Genomic DNA, 20176 nt, shown 5'->3' on the forward strand with positions numbered 1-20176 from the left:
CAGCCGAGATGGGGCTTTCGGAACGGCGGGCCTGCCAGATTATATCCGCCGACCGCAAGATGATCCGCTACCGATCCTGCCGACCGCCGGAAGTCGAGCTGCGAACGAAGCTGCGCGATCTGGCCAATGTTCGCCGGCGTTTCGGATGCCGACGACTGTTCATCTTGCTTCGGCGGGAGGAGCCGTCCGGCGTCAATCGTATCTACCGGCTGTATCGCGAGGAGGGTCTTTCCATTCGCAAGCGCAAAGCTAGGCGGCGCGCCGTTGGCATGCGTGCGCCAATCCTCGTCGAAGCAAAGGCAAATGCCCGCTGGTCGCTGGATTTCGTCCACGATCAGTTCGCCTGCGGCAGACGTTTCCGCGTGCTCAACATTGTCGATGATGTCACGCGCGAATGCCTGGCGGCAATCCCGGACACCTCGATCTCCGGCCGACGTGTGGCTCGTGAACTGACGGCACTGATACAACAGCGGGGGAAACCGGGAATGATTGTTTCGGACAACGGCACAGAACTCACCTCGAACGCCATCCTCGCCTGGTCAAAGGATCACAAGGTTGACTGGCACTACATCGCACCAGGAACCCCTACGCTGAACGACAGACAGCGCCTCGATCTCCTGGAAATCTTCGAGGAAAGATATCGGCGGAAATCGACCCTGATCACGGCTCAGCTTCCCGTGGCCGCCTGGCACGAAATGATCGGAGAGGCCACTTTAGCTGATGCGATTTTGGACCGTATTGTTCACAACGCACACCGCATAACGCTCGAAGGCGACAGCATGCGGAAACGAAAAGCACCGACGCTCTTGACCGGCGGCGAAATAACCGAAATCAATCACCCGTAACAGCAACAAAGCAACCGGAACTCGATCGCATCCGTTGTCCGCGACTTAGCGAAATGCTTGTCCGCGACTTGCTGAAACCGCTGTCCCAATTTAGTGAAATCCGCAACTACGTGATGCAAACGGGCGCATATCGCGCTGACCGGCGATTATCTCTGGAATGAAGTTGACGTTCCCCTCGAACGCTTCAGGCGCGATCCGCGCTAACCGCTTCAATCCAAACACCTTCGATTTCCCTTAGCGGGTACTATTGCAGAAATGCCCACCGAGCCCCTAAAAGCCGTGCAAAGCGCCGCAAAGACGACAGCTGCCGTCAGGTCCGCTGCGGCGTCGAGCTTCGCTAAAGGTTCAAGCTATGAAAGAATTGCATCAGCAGCCGACGGTCGAACCGACCCTCCTGTTCAAGCATGAACCGTGCTGCATCTGTTGGGCTCCATGCCTTTTTGTACGCTCTCGCAGATGTTAACGCATCGTAGACATCGCAAATCGAGCAGATGCGGACTGGAACGCTAATTTCGCTGCCGGCAAGCCCCTTCGGGTAGCCCCTCCCATCGATACTTTCATGATGGTGGAGGCAGATGTCCAGTATTACTCTCGACACGCCGCCTTGCCGGGCGAGCAACTCGTAGCCGTGGCGGGGATGCAGGCGGATCTGATCCATTTCCTCGTCGCTGAGCGGCCCGACCTTGTTCAGCACTTTCAGCGGGATGCGCATTTTCCCAATGTCATGGAGAAGTCCACCCATCCCGACGTCACGAACGGTCTCTTCGTCGAGATCGACAGCGCGTGCCAAATGAACCATTAGGCCACTGACGGCGATGGAATGCAGAAAAGTGTATTCGTCTCTGGATTTGAGACGGGTCACTTCGATCAATGCCCTTGAGCTTTGTTGCATGCATATCGCTATATGCCTGACGGCTTGCGCGGCGTGTGAAACCGGAACGGCGCCTCCCATCCTCGCATTTTCGAACATCTCCGTGATCAGCGGCTTCGATTGCTCGATCGTCTCTAAGGCGCGTTTCAGTGAGGGATTTTTGGGTGCTGCTGCGCTTTCCCTCGTGGCCGAAGGTGAGACGACATCCAATCCCTTGTCGGTATCGATGACCACCGCAGCGGCATTACTGCTCTTCAGCTTCTCAACGTCCCTGGCGCGGTCAAGTCGAAATTGGTTACGCCAGAAGGGATGATCTATCCAGTGCCCCTCGATCGCCTCGATGAACATGCCCACCCGTACCTGCTTTAGATTAATGCGTTTGAGCATCGGGCCATCTCATACGTTTCGGGGGCATCAAATCAGTTTTTGACCAAGCGGGTTCGACCGCGGCAAATCGTCTGATTCATTGTGTTTGAATGTACCGAAGTAGTAAAGCGACGTCGATGCAACTTTGCCCCGGCGAAAATCGCCGTTCGCCTGTGATGGGACAACATGGCCTGGGACACCGCCTTTTCTGCGTTCGATGTTTTGCACTTCCGTCAGGATCTGGCCGAATCCTTCATTGGTTACAACGGCGAGCTCCCGCCTGAGCTGTGGCGGCTTGCGACCGAATGACGGGACATTTCGGCAGGAATGGATACTGGCGGCGCGTCCGCTCGTCCGACATGCTTGGCATAGTCGGAAATCGGACGGGGGCGGCCCACCAGGTAGCCCTGCACTTGATCGCACGCCTCACGGGTCAGGAACACCAGTTGATCCGTTGTTTCCACGCCTTCGGCGATAATCGGTAGATCCAGCCCGCGCCCGAGTCCAATCACCGCCCGTATGATCGCCGAAGACTGGGAAAGCCCGATGTTACGCACAAAAGACTGGTCAATCTTGATCTTATCGAAGGGAAAGGATTGCAGATAGGACAGGGACGAATAGCCGGTTCCGAAATCATCCATGGCGATGCGTACACCCAGCGCCTTGAGGTGCCCCAACGTCGAAATGGCTCGTTCATGGTCATCGATCAAAACACCTTCGGTGATCTCGAGCTCCAACCGTTCGGGCTCAAGTCCGGTTTCAATCAGGACTGACTTTACAAGGCCGGTCAGGTCGCCATGCTTAAATTGCACCGGAGAGAGGTTGACGGCGACCGAAAGCTTCCGCGGCCACGAGGCTGCCTCGCGACAGGCCTCACGCAACACCCACTCGCCGATCTCGAGCATCAGGCTGCTCTCTTCCGCAATCGGAATAAAGACGGACGGTGGAATAGTGCCGCGGATCGGATGATTCCACCGTAGCAAGGCCTCGAAGCCAGTGACATCCCCGCCGATGTTAGCCTGTGGCTGATAAAAGATCGACAATTGCTGTTGCGAAATTGCAGCCTGCAGGTCACGCTGCAATGCTCGCCGTTCTCGCAACCACTTATCCATTTGCGGTTCGAAAAATCGGGCGGCGCCACGTCCGTCAGCCTTGGCGCGATAGAGAGCGGCGTCGGCGTTGCCCATCAGGTCGGCGGCACTGTCGCCATCGGCTGGAAAGACTGCGACGCCAAGGCTCGTACCCATTCGGATCCGGGTCCCCTCAATCTCGGCATCCTCGCTCAGAACGGTGATAATCAGATCGGCGAGCTGTGCTACGGAGCTGGCATCAGCTTCAACCAAAACCATGAACTCGTCACCGCCCAAGCGTGCGACGAAGGCACCCGCCGCGACTGCTTTTAAACGCTTGGCTGCCAGGCATAAAACCAGGTCTCCGACATTGTGGCCGAAGACGTCGTTGACCTCCTTGAAACGGTCCAGGTCGAGACACAGTACCGCAAACTGTGACCCTTGCGTGCGATGCTGTTCGAGCAATGCCTCGAGTTTCTGCTTCAGTGCGGCGCGGTTGGGCAGATCGGTTAGCGGATCATGCAGCGCCAGATGCGCTATCTGGCGTTCGGCGGTTCGGTGCTCGGTAATATCCTCGTGCGTAGAAACCCATCCGCCGTCGGATGTTCGTTCATGATGAACGCGAATGACTTTGCCCGACGTCAACTCCATCGACCAGTCCTGCGGCGAAGACCTGGAATTGATCGAGTCGCACCAAGCCAGAAACTCGTCGGACGCCACGACGGGACCAGCGCCGACGGAATAACGCAACTCGGCTATAGCACTCAAAGTCATTCCGGGCTTGATCATCTCCGGAGCCAGGCCATACACCTCGGCATAACAGCGATTGGACAGTACCAACCGCTGGTCCGCGTCGAACAAACAGGCGCCCTGACCGATGCTTTCCAGTATGGTGGTGAATTGCATGTTGCGCTGGGCAAGCTGTTTCTGCGTCTGCGTCAACTCGAGACGGGCCTGCACACGCGCCATCAGTTCTTCGGTCAGTACAGGCTTGATGACACAGTCCACTGCACCCGCGGCAAATGCCGGCGCCCTGTCGGCGGCTGTGGAGACGAGATGAATCGCTGGAATAGACTGGATCTCGTCGCGACGCTTTGCATCACCGAAGAAATCCCCGTAGATACCGCTATCCAGCAACAGGAGGTCCGGCTTTAGCAATCGGACATGTTGCTCAAAGGTCCGGTAATCTGGAGAGCAAACGCATGAACATCCTATTTCTCGAAGGCTGAGGGCGACTGGCGATACTTCCTCATAGGCCCCGGCAAGAAAAATCAGAGGTTGCGAGGAATGAATAGGGCTGGCGAAGTTCATCGACGGTATGCTCCCTTACACTTCTGACGAATCCCACCGGACCACCTGCCATTCCACGATACAACGTATGATATGATTGTGAAACAGCATACACCCACAAAGGGTCGTGCTCCGACCCATTCTGGAGTTTTGGTAAAGTTTTTGACTGATGCCTCGCATAGCCATGTCCTACTTGAAGCAACAGGGGTACAGGAGCGCCTAAGACAGCGCTCCAGCGTTAGATCCTCAACGAGCAACCGTGACAATCAATTTCGGAGCACGCCGATGGTGATTCAAGACGCGGTTTGAAAACGTTGCCAGCAATTGGCAACTGATGGTGAGAGGTTCCTATGGCGGCCGCATTCAGGACTCGGTCACTTCGTCTTGAGAACGTTGACGCCGAAAGGTTGCCAATGAGTTCGCAAACTGTGCCCAAGACCGGGCCTCGTGATTGTGCTTCATGCAAGACGGCACTCCTTACAGATTATGCCACTCCCCAATCGTATCCCTAAAGTTGCTGCCCTGATTTTAATACACAACTAACATCTGGTGATTACAACGATGACGGGAGTTGCATTCCGTCCTGCGGCAATCTGACCGTGCGCTAATTTAGGATGAGTTGATGTCGAATGTGTACGAAGCCAGAGAAAACGACAGTCGTGAAGATGCGACGGGCCTATTGCACGCCACGATCGACAACTTTCCTGGCGGTATCTGCGTACTCGACAACGACCTTACTATGCTGGTGACCAACCGAAAATTCTATGAGCTGCTGGATCTGTCGGAAGACATGTTTCCCGCCGGCTCGAACCTCGAAGGCGTGTTCAGATACAACGCACACCGGGGCGAATATGGCCCAGGCGATCCCGAAGAAAAGGTGCGCGAGCGCCTCAGCCATGTCCGGCGCTTCGAGGAGCATCGTTTCGATCGCGAGGTCGGGACGGGTCTCGTCATAGAAATGCGATCGGCGCCAAAGCCCGGGGGTGGAAGTGTGTTGACCTATCTCGACGTCACGATAAACAGACGAGCCGAGCAGGCACTCCTCAGACACAAGGAAACACTTGAGGAGCTGGTTTCGCTTCGAACCGAAGAAATCGAACGGCAGGCCGAGGAACTCAGGAGACTACTCGACCAGGAACGTCACATCAACGAGCTGCAGCGCCAGTTCGTAACGATGACCTCCCATGAGTTCCGAACGCCGCTCGCCATCATCGACGGTGCGGCCCAGCGGCTCCAGCGGCGCAGGCATGCCGTCACGAGCGAGTTCGTTGAAGAAAAGGCTGGGCTGATCCGCGGCGCCGTTTCGCGGATGGTGGACCTTATGGAGAGCTTCCTCTCGGCGGGCCGCATCGAACACGGGAAAATATCTTTCGAAGTCTTAGTGTCCCTACGATCGACATCCTGGTTCTCAGCGTGTTTATCGTCGGGCTTGCGAGTTTCGTCTATTCACTGTTGCGGATCTTCGATCTACGCAAAGAGATGCAGCGACAGCACGAACATGCCCGACGGGCACATTGGATCGCCACACATGATCATCTAACACGGCTCCCAAACCGGTACGCCTTCGAAAAATTCGAAATTTTACAAGCTCCCTCGAATGACGAGGCCCCCCGTCTGCCGATTGCGACGATTTTTTCGATCGACCTCGACGGGTTCAAGAAGGTCAATGACCTGGTCGGTCATCAAGGCGGAGACCAGTTGTTGCGGGAGGTTTCAAAACGCCTGGCGGCATTTGCCGCCGAAGGCTGCGTTTTCCGTTTTGGTGGTGACGAGTTCATCGTCGTCGCGAGGGGATTGGCACCCGAGAAGGAAGAGCGCTTTGCCAGCCTGATCATTCATTCCGTAACCCGCCCGATCCAGGTGGGCATGATCTGCTGTCAGGTCGGGGCAAGTATCGGATATGCCCGCTGGCCGGAGCATGGCGATCTACCGCAGGATGTTTGTCACAAGTCCGACATCGCCCTTTATGAGGCCAAGAGCAAAGGCGCCAACACGTCCTTTCTGTTTCACGAGGACATGCAGCTGAAGGTATCGGCCCGTGCCAAACTCGAGGGCAAGCTGCGAGATGCGATCGAGGCGGGACGCATCAAGCCTTTTTATCAACCCCTTATCGATCTTCGCTCAGGCTCTGTTTGTGGCTTTGAAGCCCTTGCACGATGGACGGAAGAGGACGGCTCCATTGTTTCGCCGCAACTTTTCATATCGATCGCCGAGGAGACCGGCTTGATTACCACACTGTTTCAGCAGCTACTGAAAGTGGCCTGTGAAGACGCAAAACTGTGGTCGGACGACATCGTTCTCTCCTTCAATTTGTCCCCCGTTCAGATGGAGGACCGGCTGCTCACGTCACGAATTCTGGAAATTCTGAAGGCGGTCGGACTTTCTCCCGCACGTCTGGAAGTGGAAATCACCGAAAATGCATTGATTGAGGATCCGGATCTGGCTGCCTCGATCATTGACGATCTGCACAATGCCGGTATCCAAATCGCACTCGACGACTTTGGCACCGGCTATTCCAGCCTGGCACAGCTGGCCCGGTACAAATTCGACAAGATCAAGATTGACAAAAGTTTCGTCACGTCACTTCGAAACAAGGGCGACCGGCACGAGAAAATCGTCCAGGCGCTCCTGAACCTCAGCCGGGGCCTTGAAATCAAGACGACTGTCGAGGGTATCGAAGAGAATTCCCAATTGGCGTACTTTCTGCAGCACGGTTGCGATATCGGCCAAGGCTACCTTTTCGGCAAAGCGATGCCGGCGTCTGAAACCGTGAGTTTTCTTGAAAGCCGCGACCAGATGGTGCACAACACCGCAGCCGTTTCCGCGCATTCATAAGTTGAGAGCTCTAAATGCGGCGCGGAACAATGGTTTACGTCATAGCCATGTCGACCACAGGGCAGGCAGTATCTTGAACCGCCCCGGCTTTGCCGGAGACCCCAACTCGTGAGAAGTAGGGTCTATGACAAGCAAAACGACGAACAAATTTTCCCCTGAAGTCCGCGCCCGCGCCGTTCGAATGGTGGCGGAACACGAGGCCGAGCATCCGTCTCGCTGGGCTGCGGTATCTTCCATAGCCTCCAAGATCGGCTGCTCGGCGCATACGCTCCACGAATGGGTGAAGAAGGCCGAGGTCGACAGCGGCAAGCGGGCAGGTCTGCCAAGCGATGTGGCTGAGAAGATGAAGGCTCTGGAACGGGAGAACCGGGAGCTTCGTCAGGCCAACGAGATTTTGCGCAAGGCGTCGGCATATTTTGCCCAGGCGGAGCTCGACCGCCCACTGAAGCGATGATTTCCTTCATCGACGAACACCGCTCGGTGGTCGGGGTCGAGCCGATCTGCAGGCTGCTGCCGATTGCACCGTCCACCTATTATGAAGTCGTCGCCAAGCGCACGGACGTGGGTCGCCTATCGGCCCGCGAACGGAATGATATTGCCATGAAAGTCGAGATACGCCGGGTGTTCAACGCAAACTTCCAGGTCTATGGCGTGCGGAAAGTGTGGCGACAGTTGCAGCGAGAAGGCTTCGACGTCGCACGCTGCACCGTCGCAAGGCTCATGAGAATGATGGGTCTTCAAGGCATCATTCGTGGCAAGCCGATCAAGACCACTCTATCGGACAGGTCTGCCCCGTGTCCGCTCGACCGCGTCAACCGCCATTTCAAGGCTCCCGCGCCGAACATGCTGTGGTTATCCGATTTCACCTATGTCGCGACCTGGCAGGGCTTCGTTTACGTGGCCTTCGTCATCGACGCCTTCGCCCGAAGGATCGTCGGCTGGCGGGCAAGCCGAACAGCCCACGCGAGCTTCGTGCTCGATGCCCTTGACCAGGCGCTTCACGACAGACGGCCCGTCAAACGTGGCGGGCTGGTTCATCATTCCGACCGCGGCTCGCAATATGTGTCCATTCGCTATTCCGAACGGCTGGCCGAGGCGGGCATCGAGCCGTCTGTCGGAAGCGTTGGCGACAGTTACGACAATGCTCTCGCCGAAACGATCAACGGTCTTTACAAGGCCGAGGTCATCCATCGACGGGGACCATGGCGCAACTTCGAGGCCGTGGAGTTTGCCACGCTCGAATGGGTCGACTGGTTCAACCACCGCCGTCTTCTGGAGCCCATCGGGAATATCCCGCCTGCCGAGGCGGAACTACGATACTACGCCATGCTGGACGCACCAGCTATGGCCGCATAACTTGAACCAAACGGTCTCCGGTAAAGCCGGCGCGGTTCATCTCGACAGGATGAGCTCTATGAAAACGCCTCTCCCGACGGACATCTACGTTGGATCCAGAATACGATTGCAACGCACGTTTCTCAGGATAACGCAGACTGCGCTCGGCGAACGGCTTGGCATCACGTTTCAACAGATACAAAAATACGAAAATGGCAAAAACCGGGTCAGCCCCAGCAAGATTTACCAGATAAGCGAAATCTTCCAGGTTCCAATATCCTTCTTCTTTCCCGACGGAGGTACAACGGAACCGGTATCCCAGAGCGTAGAAAGATTTGACGAATTATCCTTGTTTTTACAAACGGTAGAGGGGCGGGAGCTCAATCACGCCTTCCGGCGAATTCGAGGTCCGAAGGTAAGAAGAGCCGTGGTTGCCTTGGCCAAGTCGATGGCCGGCGAAAATAACGATCCATAATGGTGAAGGCAAGTCAACACCAAGACTCCGATAAGCCAGCGCCTCAACCATTGAGAGGGTTTGATGCCAGTCAGCACGCAGCTTTTGCGTCTCGTAGCCGAACGTGATCGAAAGGTCGTGTCCCCGGAAGAATTTGAAGAATATTTCATCGGCTGGATGATTAGCGGAGCGAGTTGCAGGCGTGCCTCTCGATCACTTGTGCCGATACGCTACCCAAATCGCGCCCGTCTATTGGCGGGAACTGCATCATTCAGGATACACAGCTGCGGAGTGCGTTGCCGTTGACATGAGTTATTGGCGCGAGGATGGTATTTTCGCAAACTGCGCACAACGTCCGGCCCCGCACCGGGAATTCGCCTGATCCGAGTTTTGGGATTGGGTTGCCGGTTGAGGCGATCTGCGCGCAAGGGAAATGCCGGGCATCGCGACCTTGCCCTCGTGGCGCCGCTGCGCATCGAGGTGGGAAACCACGCCTTGGACAGCCGTGGTCCGGTCGAGCAACCTTTGCGCATAACTCAATGCGGTCAACACGCTGCGTCTGCTCGGCCGCTGGACGCGGATGATCACCATCCCGAACCAGTCTTCGGTCGCCAGGGCGCTTCAGGAGTTCGATGCCAACGGCCGCATGAAGCCGTCGTCCTACTACGACCGCGTGGTCGACGTGTGCGAGGAACTGATGAAGTTCACGCTGCTGACCCGGGATGTCTCGGCCCATCTCACCGACCGATACAGCGAGCGCAAGGAAGACGCGGCGAAGCTGGTTCAGCGGGTCAAGCTCAAGTCGATCTGAGCCCGGCCGGACTAATTGCTTATTTCGAGATTTATCGAAATATAGTTGACAGGCGTCAGCACCCGCGATATTGCTATTTCCATGATTATCGAAAAAGCAGCCTCCCAGCTCGAAGCCCTCGGCAATGTAACGCGCCTCAGCATTTTTCGGGCGCTGGTCCGCGCCGGCGACGACGGCCTGCCTGTCGGGCGGCTCCAGGAAAAGCTCGACATCCCGGCGTCGACGCTCTCACACCATTTGAAGCGGCTCGTGGACACCGGGTTGGTTGTGCAGGAACGCCAGGCGACGACACTAATCTGCACGGCCAGCTACCGCGACATGAACGCCCTCATCGGCTATCTCGTCGACGAATGCTGCGCCGACGCCGGCTGCGCCAAACGACCGGAGGTAGCGGCCGTGTGACCGCCCCCTTTTTTGCTCTCATATTTCGAAAATTCGGGAAATACAAAAGGAGCTGCCATGACCTCGAATGAAAGCCTGCCCGTCGCCGTCGTCGGCGCTGGCCCCGTCGGGCTTGCGGCAGCCGCCCGCCTTGTCGTGCGCGGCATCGAGCCGCTGATCCTGGAACGCGGCGCTTCCGTCGGCGCGGCGCTCCTGGAGTGGGGGCATGTGAGGGTCTTCTCCCCCTGGAAATATAACATCGACGACGCGGCGCGGAACCTCCTGGATGCCACAGGCTGGGCGGCGCCAGTGCCGGACCATCTGCCGACGGGACGGGAGATCGTCGAGGACTACCTTCTGCCGCTTTCCGGTGTCCCCGCGATTGCTCGCGGGCTCAGGCTCGGAGCAAGCGTGACCGCAGTGGCGCGCAGCGGTTTCGACAAGGTCTCCTCCATCGGGCGTGACGAACGGCCGTTCGTCGTCCGCTACTCAAACGGAGACGGCGAGCACGACGCCATCGTCCGGGCGGTCATCGACGCGTCCGGCACCTGGGGGCAGCCCAATCCCATGGGCGCCAACGGTCTGCCCGTCCGTGGCGAGCGGTTCTCCGACCGGGTGTCCTATGGTATTCCCGACGTCGCCGGTACCCGGCGTAAAGCGGACGCTCGTGGTCGGGAGCGGACATTCCGCCATCAACGTCGCGCTGGCCCTGATGGAACTGCAGGAGACCGATCCCCGGACCGAGATCTTCTGGGCGCTCCGACATCACGGCGTCGATCGCCTCCTCGGCGGCGGCCTGAACGACCAGTTGCCCGAGAGGGGCGCGCTCGGATTGGCGGCCAAACGGGCGATTGTCGACGGGCACCTGAACATGCTGACCTCGTTTTCGGTGCAAGGCCTGACCAGCGAGGACGGCCGCGTTTCGATCGAGGCTCAGGCGGGTGGAAAGCCGCTCAGGCTCGGTGTCGACCAGGTCGTGGTCGTGACCGGCTTCCGGCCGGACTTCGCGTTCCTGCGCGAGCTCAGGATCGAGGTCGATCCGGCCGTCGAAGCGCCGCCGGCGCTCGCGCCGCTGATCGATCCGAACCTCCATTCCTGCGGGACCGTACCGCCGCACGGCGTCGAGGAGCTTGGCCACCCCGAGAAGGACTTCTATATCGTCGGCTCCAAGTCCTACGGCCGCGCGCCGACCTTCCTGATGAAGACCGGATACGAGCAGGTCCGTTCGGTGGTCGCTGAGATCGCGGGCGACCATGCGTCCGCCCGCAGCGTCGAACTCGTCCTTCCCGAAACGGGTGTTTGCAGCGCAGTTGTTGGTAGCGCGCCGTCGGGCGGATGTTGCGGAGGTCCCGCGCCGGCCGCGGTGGATGCGTGCTGCGCGGCCGACGCGGTGGCGAAATCGGCGGGGAAGTCCGGCTGCGGTTGCCCTCCATCCGGCGGGCAATCCGAACGCGTCAGCGAAGGCGTTTGACGATGGAGGACAGGAAACTGCCGCTTTGGACGGTCTGGGGTCTCGGCGTCACGCAGATCATCGGATACGGCACGTTGTACTATGCCCTCAGCATTCTCGTGCCGGACATCGCCCGCGATATCGGCCGATCACCGGAGTGGGTGTTCGGGGCGTTCTCTCTTGCCCTCCTTGTCGGAAGTCTCGTTGCCCCGTTGTCCGGACGGCTCGCCGACATGATCGGCGCGGGGCGCCTGATGGCGGCGGGCTCGATCGGCGCCGCGCTCTCGCTTGTCGCGACCGCGATGTCGCCTGGCCCCATAACCTTCGCCATAGCGCTGGCGCTCACCCAGATCGTCTCGGCCGCCGTCCTCTATGCAACGGCGTTCACGGCGATCGTCCAGGCCGGCGGGCGGAGCGCACAGACGTCGATTGTCCATCTGACCCTCATTGCAGGCTTCGCCTCGTCTCTGTTCTGGCCTATGACTTCGTGGCTGCATGGCGCGCTTTCATGGCGGGAAATCTTCCTCGCCTATGCCGGACTGAACGCCTTCGTCTGCTTTCCCGTGCACCTCGTCTTGGGAAGGCTGACATCACGCGCGGTTTCCGATGCCCGGGGCGAGCCACGCTCGTTGAAAAACGATGCACCGCGCCCGAGCAACGGCACGCTGGTGTTTTTGCTGATGCTCGTCGGCTTTGCCGTGGAGGGCTATGCCCTATCGGCGATCCTGGTCCACATGGTTCCCCTGACACAGGCGCTCGGCCTCGGCGCAGCCGGCCTGCTCGTGGCAGCGCTGTTCGGACCCGCGCAAGTCACCAGCCGCCTCATTAACCTCGTCTTCGGGCGCGACCTCTCTCAGATGTGGCTTGCCGTGATCGCTGCGGTGCTGCTGCCGATTGGCCTGGCGATCCTCCTTGCCACGGCGCCATGGATGGCGGGAGCCGTCCTGTTCGCCATCTGCGTCGGCCTGGGTTCCGGTCTGACGAGCATCGTCGGCGGCACTTTGCCACTGGAGCTGTTCGGACGGGAGGGATATGGCCGCCGTATTGGCTGGTGCACATCGGCCAAGCAGTTGACGGCAGCGCTCGCTCCGGTCGGCATGTCGGCCTCGATGTCGGGGATGGGGGTCGTCGCGTCGCTGTGGCTGGTGTCTGCGGTCGGCGTGATCAGCGTGCTTGCCTTCGTCGGCATCACGCTTGCGGTCGAGCGTCCGTTTGCAAGGTCGAAGACGGCAGCAGACAGCGTCTGATCAGATCGTCATCCTGAATGCCTCCCACCCTGGTGGCGGGTTCGTCGCCGGCGAGGATCTTCCATCATCCGAACATAGGCTCCCAATAGGGCCGAAAGTTCCGCCGTCGGCTTGCGGCGGCTCGTCGCGGGGCGTCGGTGTCTTTTTTGCTCGAGCGCATCCGCATGCTGCGCGATCAAGGGGGCGTGGCCACCCGCCAAGAGGATGGAACGCCGCCAATGTGCGGCCATGGCATCTTCGTCGGCGGTCAACCAATCGGTTGGTCGGTTCGCAAGCCGTTCGACACATCGGATGCGCATCGATGTGGACAGGCTACTCAGGGACGCCGTCGGAAAGCGATCGGAAACGCTGGGCATGCGCAGCAGACGTTGGACGAGCACGCCGCTGCGTAGTGACCCGGTAATCGCCTCCAGCCGGCAAATATCGTTGATGCACTGGTTCAGCCGCACAGCCGGCGGGCTCATCGGAACTTTCGATGCGCGGCGCAGATCGAAACCACAGCGAATGCAGAAGTGCTGTGGGACGAGTTCGGTCTGATCGAAAGCTGCAATGCGGCTGCGGCAGGATGGGCATCGGTCGCGCAATCCGCAACGATGCGTCGCGCATGAAACCTGGATCGCCAACCGCCATTGCTGCCGAAAATGCGGCTGCGCGTCCTCGGCTAGGCATCGGGGGCAGAACTGCAGCCAGGTCGAACTGTCGCGTCGTCCGCTGCTGCGAAGCGGCAAAAGGAGCGGTTTCAATGATGAGCGCGTCAGCATCATCGCCGAGAGTCGCTGTGGTGAAATGCCGGTGTGCGCGCGAAGCAGGTTCTCGACGTCGGCCGGAAGCTTGAGGTCCAGCGAGGCCGACCACATCCCGGCATTCAGCCCGAGCACGCGGGCGAATGGTCGCGGCGCAATCCCGTTGGCATAAGCGAGCCGATGCAGCCAACTCGACAGCAACTCGTCGTGCTGCGGCGTGACGATGACGGGCCACTTTTCCGAAACGACGTCACGGTATCGCTCGCGGATGTCGATCGTCAGGCCAAGATCATCGACGGCCGTCATAGAAGGCTCTGGCGCAGAGGCGAGTTGCGACGCTGCGAGATCGGCACATGGGGCAGATCATCGACGCCGGCCTTGGTAATGCGTTCCGCACCCGACTTGATCGCTGCGATGGCCGCCTTCGTGACGATGGCGACAATCTCGCCAATCAGCCCCTCCGAGAGGCTGAATATCAGGCGTGCCAATGGTTCGTTCGACAAATCCGAACATCGGGAGAGCGGCAACGCCGCCTCGAGGCTGTCGAGGAGCATGAGATAGTCCTCGTCATATTGCCACCGTGGAACCGCGATCGGATCAAAGCGGCTCGCCATCTCGCTGGTGGCGTTGACGAAGTCGTAGACGGCGACCTCGCCGATCAGCACCGGCGAGACATCGAACTGACGACCGATCCGCCTCAGGAAGGCAAAGATGGCCTCGATATCGCGGGCTCGGCCTCGGAGCGCATTGTGGAATTCATCGAAGATCAGCACTCTCGGTCTGAGGCTAGCCAGCAAATGATCGAGTTGCTCGGCCTTGCGGCCGACATCCCGCATGTCGGCGCCAGGTGCCCGCAATGCCTGGAGAACGCTGGCATAGAAGTGGCCAAGACCGGCGCCTTCACGGGTCTGGGCTATCCACACTTTCTTTTCGGATGCAGTTCTGAGATGTTCCACCGCAAACCGCTCGGCAATCATCGTCTTGCCATTGGCATAGGGGCCGACCAACATCAGGCCCTGGGTTCGCAATGACACTGGCCGGGACAGAAGCTCGGCCAGCCGCCGGTGGGCGTCCTTCGCCACATCGTGCCCGATCCAACGCGGGGCGCGGATATAAGCGATCCGTTCTTCTCGATCACGCTCGAGATACGGCCGGACGTGGTCAAGCAAATGATCCGACATGTCCGCTACCAGTCCTCCACCGGTAGCGTGCGCTTCTCGCGTGCCGGATGCTCGGTGGGAGCCGGTGCTTGTGGCCGCACGGCTTCATATGGCTTTACGGCCGCGGTAGCGTGCGCGCTGCGCACTGCGTCGCGCAACTGACGCTTGGTAGGTTTCGCTGCAGCCGCAATTGCCGTGATATCACGCCGAAACGCCACCTTCTCGACGCTTGAACGGTGGTTTGCTGAGCGCCGGAAGCTCCGTTCGGCTTCTTGCTCCCACAGCGTCAGCGGCGTTCGCTGACCGTCGCGTCGCTCGACGGGTCGAAACTGCCGGGTCTCCGGATCACGGATATAGACATGGCTGATGTCCCGCGGATCGTATCGCACCTCCAGTTTTCCGAGGCGATCACGTTGTGGAATGAGGGCACCGAGCCATGGCGAATAATAGTGCAAGGCGAACATATTGATCCCCTGCGGCGACAACTGCCTTTCAGCAGCACGCGCTGTGGATCGTCGTCGAAGCGAGGCAGAGCCGCCCCGTTGCGGTGCCATTCCGTGGTCGGCACCTTCAGCGTCTTGGAATTTTCCTGAAGATTGTGATCGATCACGGCGAGCGCAACGCATCGCTCCAGATCTGCGAAGTTCAGACGAGCGCGCTGCTCGGACGGATATTCGTCTCGGTCGGCCACCGAGCGTCCCGACGAACCCGGATAAGTGACGAGAACTGAATTGAGCTTGCCCAGCAGTCGTTCGACCACGCCGCCCTGGTGGACTCGGCCGCGATCGCGATAGCGAATCCGGATACCATAGTCATCGCAGCCACGTTGGAACGCATGCCCCTTGAACTCCTTCGCCGAGTCCGTGACGAGCAGCCGCGGCCGGCCAAACATTGGCCACGCATGATCGAGATTGCGGGCCGCAAGCCATGCGTCTTTTGGGCAAATTGCCTGGGCGAGACAAAGCGCGACGGACAAGACCGAAGGCTTTTCCAAGGTCAGGCAGAAACCGAGAATGGCTCGTGTCGCCACATCGGTGACGATCGTCAGGTAAGGACGACCGACGAACACTCCGCCGCCGTCGACGACCTCGACGAAATTGATGTCGGTCGGTGTGTGATCGATTTGACAGACGTCGAGCGGGTGCGCCGCATGAATGTAGCCCGGCCGTGGTTTCAGCCGCAGCAGGTGCTTTAGATTGGCTGACCGTTTCTTGGCAATCTCTTCAGGCGAAAACAACGCCGGAATGCGGCGGCCGACGGTGACATAAGAGGGCTGGGCGAGGCCGGCTTCTTCGCAGCGGGCGCGGATCTCGGCGACGACGGGTGCGAGCGGAGGCGCCTCCAGGATCAGCCATTGCTCGCGTAGTGTCGTGCAGATGATCTCCTCGATCGCTTCCACAAGCCGCTTGCGCCGGGTTTCGGCGGTGCGCGGCAGCATGGCTGTCACCGTCCGATTGGTCCTATAGCGGGCCAGAAGATTGTAGATTTGCCGGACGGTCAGCCGCAGCTCGGCCGCCGCACGCGCAATGGCAGTCTGCCTTGAGCCGCCATCATCAAGAATCTTGTCCAGCTCACGCGCTATGCGGCGCGCCGTCGACCATTGGTCGGCCGAGATTGCTACAGCCGTCGTCGTTGTTCGATCGTGCAATCGCTTTGGCAAAATTGGAGGTTCACTGAAATCGTTAGCGGAAAATCGTGTTGCATTTATCGACCAAACCTAACGGGCGTATGACGTTTGCGGGTTTGAAATCACAAACTAAAAGCCACAGTATCGCTCTGACGCGTCTGGACGAGCGCATCGCCCGCTCACCGGTAGGGCAGGGATGGATCGAGCGCACCCATTTTGCCGACGCCTGCGCGTCCCTCTGGATCGACGGCGAACTCGTCCACCTCGAAGACCTCGTCCTCCACGACGATATCAGAGATATTCGCGCACCCACCCACGAACTGACAATCGCCCGCGACGTGCTGCGCACCCGCCGGCGCATCGCCGCCCAACTTCCCGGCTGGGCATTGTCGGCAGAAGGCGTCCGCACTCTCAGAAAAACCGCAGAGATTGCGTCGGCTGACACGGAAGAGGCGCAGACGATTGGTGCCATCCGGCGTGCGGTCACAATCGATCCGGAAGGGGAGGGGGATGACGCCGACGACGTCGAAAATCTTCCCGGCGTCGACTATGCCGCCATCGATGCGGTGCTGGCCCGCTCCGAAGCTGCGATCGAGAACGCGACCCGGCCCGGCCGAGGCGGCGCGGCGGAAAAAGATCCGCTCGTCTATGATCTCGACTGGGACGAGGATTCCAGGCTCGACGAATGGCGGAGCGTGGTGCGCCAGGCGGAAAACTTGCCAGCGATCCTCCAGGCCATCGTCGTCCTCGATGCCTGGAACGAGTTGGTCGTCCTGCAGCATGCGCCCTGGCTGGGCCGTCTATTTGCCGCCTCGATCCTACGCCAGGCCGGCATCACCACCGGCGCGCACCTGGCGGCTATCAATGTCGGCCTGAAATCCATTCCAGTCGATCGTCGTCGGCATCGCGACCGGGAAACCCGGATGCTGGCCATCGCCCACGGACTGATCGCGGCCGCCGAGATCGGACTGAAAGAACATGACAGGCTGGCGCTGGCTCGGACACTGATGGAGCGAAAGCTGGAAGGGCGCCGGACATCTTCAAAATTGCCGGAGCTCGTTGAGTTGGTGATGGCAAAGCCGCTGGTGTCGGCCGGGATGGTGGTGAAGACGCTCGATGTGACGCCGCAGGCGGCGCGGCGGATCGTTCTGGAGCTTGGCCTCAGAGAGATGACGGGGAGGGGAAGGTTTCGGGCGTGGGGTGTTGTATGAAGCCCCGGGAAATTTGCCTCACGGACCGCCGTTGGATCTTAGCTGCGATCCGGCTATCGTCCTACGTGTTTCAATGCTCGGAAAAAAGCGCGGCGAACCTGGCCCGCCCTAGTTTCTAACCAAGCCCAGACGCCAGTACGCGCAACTGCCCAGAGAACTGCAAGCCCGCCCAACAAGTATGGGAGCGTGGTCTGAGTCGTGCCCCAGTATCCTTTGCCCAGATCATGCAATGCGCTCCCAACCGCACCGAGCAAGACGACACCAATCATGTAAAAAAGTAGACCGGGAGTGCTCGCCTGGAAGCTTGCGAACGCTGTAAAATCCTGAATTGGTTCCTCCTCGGAGCCGTCTCGCCAATGATATATAATGAGGCGAGAAAGAAGACGCTCTTCTTCCGCAGCATCTTGGGCAGGGATCTCGCGACCGCGAAGGTAAGAGGCCCACAGTTTTGCCTCCAGCCTTCGCACTTTACGGATCGGAGCGTGCTGGGTTATGAGCGCATGACCTAGCTCGCGTATCAGGAAATAATGCACACGGACGATATTGAACGCGTTAGCAGAAGCCCGCTTTGCAATAGAATGAGGGAAGCTGCGTTGTTCGTTGAGCCTTAGCTCTGTTAACTCAAGTCGCTGCGATGAACTGACGAAAATCTTTTCCTGCCCTATTATTTCTTGGGTGAAAAGCGTTTGAGAGTTGCCCGTCAGATGGAGGCGTAAGCGAAGATACTGTGGCCCGGACCCACCCGCCCGGAGACGCGTGCACATAGCCTCGGTAAATGTAATTGTTGAACCCGTCCCCTTAAGCGCATCTTCAACTGGCTCCAGCGTGAGATCATCCCCGATATTGACCTTGTGAACTGTGACGAATGGTTCGCCGTTTTTGATCGTCTCGTACCGCAGATCGGTTTTGCTACCAACCTCGACAACCATGTTGAAAACCGCGTCTAGCGTTTGGCCATACGCCATAACGGTACTCAAGTCCTGAAACTGGTCGAGTCGCAGCGATACTGGAAAGTATATGTAGATGCGGTTGACTGACTTGATGTCCGACAACCGAAGGCCGATGTCGAGAAAATTGGTCTTTGACGGATTATCCCGCCAAAGGTTGAAGTGAATCTCAAGGCTAGGCTGCCCATGGTCTTTATGGATCGCTTGCGCGGAATTACCACCATCCTCCGGCTCGTACCATATCGCTAAAGTCCCATTCATTTCGTGTCAGACCTTTCAGAGCACGGGTTAGTTAGCGATCAAATTCTCATCGACTTCGCCGAGATCCAGAATGCTACCGAATTGCGCGTCGCTCAGCGCACGGAGATCCCATTTGGGCTGCGCACTTATGCCAACAACATCAAGCAAGGCGGCTCGATTTGGACGCTTCGAGAAAGCGGCATTGTAAGTCAGTTTCGCAACATAAAGAGGCCTGCCATCCTCGTAACGATCCGTTAGCTGCTGTTCGCTGAACACGCTATGGTCTTTTGCGAAAGATACGAAAGCGCCGGCATCTTTGAAATGCTTTCTAGAATATGTTTCTTCGACCACACACACCGATGTCGCCACAGAACGGAAGTACGCTTTGCCTTGTATGTCAGTCGTGCGGTAAATAACGACGAGATCGCCTGGCTTCATACGATTGAGTGATAACCCCGCGATATAAACCTTGTGGATTGTGTTGGTATGAGGAACGTCTTCTACGGATGCTGGATCCTCCGTCTTGAGGATCGAATCTGGCAGAAGATCGGTATGAAATTCCGGCTTGATGGCTAGCAGCCATTTCGATTTTCCCGCCGTCTGCATCAGCGGATAATCTTTGACGATGTCATGCGCGAGATCATCCAGCGCCCGAAGCAGAACGAGCTCTTCTCCATTTGGAGTGGACTTCACGCCCTTTTGTTCGAACCCGTACCTTTTGAATAGGCTTACAAGCGATACATGAGTATCGAAGACCGTGACATATACCTCCGACACATTTTCCAAGATCGCATGGTCGAAAATCCGCTTGATGATCCTTTCGCCAAGCTTGGTGCCTCTGGCGTTGACTTTGAGTGTACCAACCTTGAGCCGACGCTTGGCGGGTAGGGGAGGGTGAACGTCTAAAATCTTTCCAGTTTCGACCTTCAAATACAGGAAACCTCGGATGCCTTCCCCTGGCTTTCCATCGATAACATATGCAGTTTCGGCGGCCTTCCGAGCAAACCAGTCGGAAAACTCCTCATATTGCGCTTTTAGGCTGTCGAAGAACTTGTCAGTCAGGTCCACGTCTTTGAATCTCGTCGGCCGTAAAGTCTGCCCCATGCGCCTTCCCCGAATCATATGATGCAGTCCAACAATGGAGTGAATAGACCACCGCAAAGTCGCAATTTGAAGTAGTGGAAGAACACATTGTAGGTGGTTCTTAAATGTGGGCGGCGAGCACGCGCATAGATATCGGATCTCGAACATGACGTATTGGTCTTAACGCTCTTCCTTCGCCGGAAGCGGGGC

The 20176-nt window shown here is 58.5% G+C and carries 11 protein-coding genes, 6 pseudogenes and 1 other annotated feature; of the genes and pseudogenes, 10 read left to right on the top strand and 7 right to left on the bottom strand.

Annotated features, from left to right (window positions below; genetic code table 11):
* Positions 1 to 2 precede the first annotated feature (2 nt).
* Positions 3 to 845, top strand: a pseudogene (locus AB8B31_RS35355) (DDE-type integrase/transposase/recombinase); the annotation flags it as partial.
* 337 nt (positions 846 to 1182) lie between these two features.
* On the opposite strand, the gene AB8B31_RS35360 reads toward AB8B31_RS35355, so the two are convergent.
* The gene (locus AB8B31_RS35360; protein WP_439007731.1) at positions 1183 to 2103 is read right to left on the bottom strand and encodes an HD-GYP domain-containing protein; all 921 of its coding nucleotides are present in this window, start codon (positions 2101 to 2103) and stop codon (positions 1183 to 1185) included.
* 239 nt (positions 2104 to 2342) lie between these two features.
* Entirely contained in the window at positions 2343 to 4136 is a 1794-nt protein-coding gene (locus tag AB8B31_RS35365) for an EAL domain-containing protein (RefSeq protein WP_112840518.1), read from the bottom strand.
* A gap of 928 nt (positions 4137 to 5064) precedes the next feature.
* On the opposite strand from AB8B31_RS35365, the pseudogene AB8B31_RS35370 reads away from it, so the two are divergent.
* From AB8B31_RS35370 to arsK, 8 genes and pseudogenes are all read left to right on the top strand, one after another.
* A pseudogene (locus tag AB8B31_RS35370) lies at positions 5065 to 5790 on the top strand (PAS-domain containing protein); the annotation flags it as partial.
* A 47-nt stretch (positions 5791 to 5837) separates the two neighbouring features.
* Positions 5838 to 7277, top strand: a pseudogene (locus tag AB8B31_RS35375) (putative bifunctional diguanylate cyclase/phosphodiesterase); the annotation flags it as partial.
* A 124-nt stretch (positions 7278 to 7401) separates the two neighbouring features.
* Positions 7402 to 8633 (top strand): IS3 family transposase gene (locus AB8B31_RS35380; protein WP_439007732.1). Its coding sequence is split into 2 segments (ribosomal slippage): positions 7402 to 7693 and positions 7693 to 8633, totalling 1233 coding nucleotides; the frame shifts between segments, so codons are not numbered across the junction.
* Positions 7686 to 7802: a sequence feature (AL1L pseudoknot), on the top strand. Its footprint overlaps the gene before it by 117 nt.
* 49 nt (positions 8634 to 8682) lie before the next feature.
* Positions 8683 to 9087, top strand: a complete 405-nt coding sequence (locus tag AB8B31_RS35385; RefSeq protein ID WP_112849400.1) for a helix-turn-helix domain-containing protein — start codon at positions 8683 to 8685, stop codon at positions 9085 to 9087.
* A gap of 517 nt (positions 9088 to 9604) precedes the next feature.
* Positions 9605 to 9877: pseudogene (locus AB8B31_RS35390) on the top strand (arsenical resistance protein ArsH); the annotation flags it as partial.
* A gap of 81 nt (positions 9878 to 9958) precedes the next feature.
* Positions 9959 to 10279 (top strand): metalloregulator ArsR/SmtB family transcription factor, encoded by a 321-nt coding sequence (locus AB8B31_RS35395; RefSeq protein ID WP_112840517.1) that lies wholly within the window; start codon positions 9959 to 9961, stop codon positions 10277 to 10279.
* 57 nt (positions 10280 to 10336) lie between these two features.
* A pseudogene (locus AB8B31_RS35400) lies at positions 10337 to 11729 on the top strand (FAD-dependent oxidoreductase).
* A gap of 2 nt (positions 11730 to 11731) precedes the next feature.
* On the top strand, positions 11732 to 12955 hold the full coding sequence (gene arsK / locus AB8B31_RS35405) for an arsenite efflux MFS transporter ArsK (RefSeq protein WP_112840499.1): 1224 nt from the start codon (positions 11732 to 11734) through the stop codon (positions 12953 to 12955).
* Positions 12956 to 12963: 8 nt separating this feature from the next.
* Here the strand turns inward: arsK and AB8B31_RS35410 are convergent, their stop codons facing one another.
* The 3 genes and pseudogenes from AB8B31_RS35410 to AB8B31_RS35420 all read right to left on the bottom strand — a co-directional run bounded on the left by AB8B31_RS35410 (position 12964) and on the right by AB8B31_RS35420 (position 16518).
* Positions 12964 to 14004: a TniQ family protein gene (locus tag AB8B31_RS35410; RefSeq protein ID WP_112840498.1), complete on the bottom strand. Its 1041-nt coding sequence runs from the start codon at positions 14002 to 14004 to the stop codon at positions 12964 to 12966.
* On the bottom strand, positions 14001 to 14879 hold the full coding sequence (locus AB8B31_RS35415; protein WP_112840497.1) for a TniB family NTP-binding protein: 879 nt from the start codon (positions 14877 to 14879) through the stop codon (positions 14001 to 14003). Before AB8B31_RS35415 ends, AB8B31_RS35410 begins: the two co-directional genes overlap by 4 nt.
* A 5-nt stretch (positions 14880 to 14884) precedes the next feature.
* Positions 14885 to 16518: pseudogene (locus tag AB8B31_RS35420) on the bottom strand (transposase).
* Between the two features lie 83 nt (positions 16519 to 16601).
* Between AB8B31_RS35420 and AB8B31_RS35425 the strand changes: the two are divergent.
* Positions 16602 to 17696 (top strand): RHE_PE00001 family protein, encoded by a 1095-nt coding sequence (locus AB8B31_RS35425; RefSeq protein ID WP_439007733.1) that lies wholly within the window; start codon positions 16602 to 16604, stop codon positions 17694 to 17696.
* 53 nt (positions 17697 to 17749) lie between these two features.
* Here the strand turns inward: AB8B31_RS35425 and AB8B31_RS35430 are convergent, their stop codons facing one another.
* Positions 17750 to 18904, bottom strand: coding sequence for a hypothetical protein (locus AB8B31_RS35430; RefSeq protein ID WP_439007734.1), 1155 nt, complete (start codon positions 18902 to 18904; stop codon positions 17750 to 17752).
* A gap of 27 nt (positions 18905 to 18931) precedes the next feature.
* Positions 18932 to 19951 carry an N-acetyltransferase gene (locus AB8B31_RS35435; protein ID WP_439007735.1) on the bottom strand — a complete coding sequence of 340 codons (1020 nt, stop codon included), beginning with the start codon at positions 19949 to 19951 and terminating at the stop codon, positions 18932 to 18934.
* Positions 19952 to 20176: the final 225 nt, after the last annotated feature.

The organism is Rhizobium sp. 62_C5_N11_2 (assembly GCF_051811185.1).
GTDB classification, from domain to species: Bacteria; Pseudomonadota; Alphaproteobacteria; order Rhizobiales; family Rhizobiaceae; genus Rhizobium; species Rhizobium leguminosarum.

Bases quoted from the DNA above. Each gene is read 5' to 3' on its own strand.
- AB8B31_RS35430 (WP_439007734.1), bottom strand. From the start codon at position 18,904: ATGAATGGGACTTTAGCGATATGGTACGAGCCGGAGGATGGTGGTAAT.
- AB8B31_RS35385 (WP_112849400.1), top strand. From the start codon at position 8,683: ATGAGCTCTATGAAAACGCCTCTCCCGACGGACATCTACGTTGGATCC.
- arsK (WP_112840499.1), top strand. From the start codon at position 11,732: ATGGAGGACAGGAAACTGCCGCTTTGGACGGTCTGGGGTCTCGGCGTC.
- AB8B31_RS35395 (WP_112840517.1), top strand. From the start codon at position 9,959: ATGATTATCGAAAAAGCAGCCTCCCAGCTCGAAGCCCTCGGCAATGTA.
- AB8B31_RS35360 (WP_439007731.1), bottom strand. From the start codon at position 2,103: ATGCTCAAACGCATTAATCTAAAGCAGGTACGGGTGGGCATGTTCATC.
- AB8B31_RS35415 (WP_112840497.1), bottom strand. From the start codon at position 14,879: ATGTCGGATCATTTGCTTGACCACGTCCGGCCGTATCTCGAGCGTGAT.
- AB8B31_RS35410 (WP_112840498.1), bottom strand. From the start codon at position 14,004: ATGACGGCCGTCGATGATCTTGGCCTGACGATCGACATCCGCGAGCGA.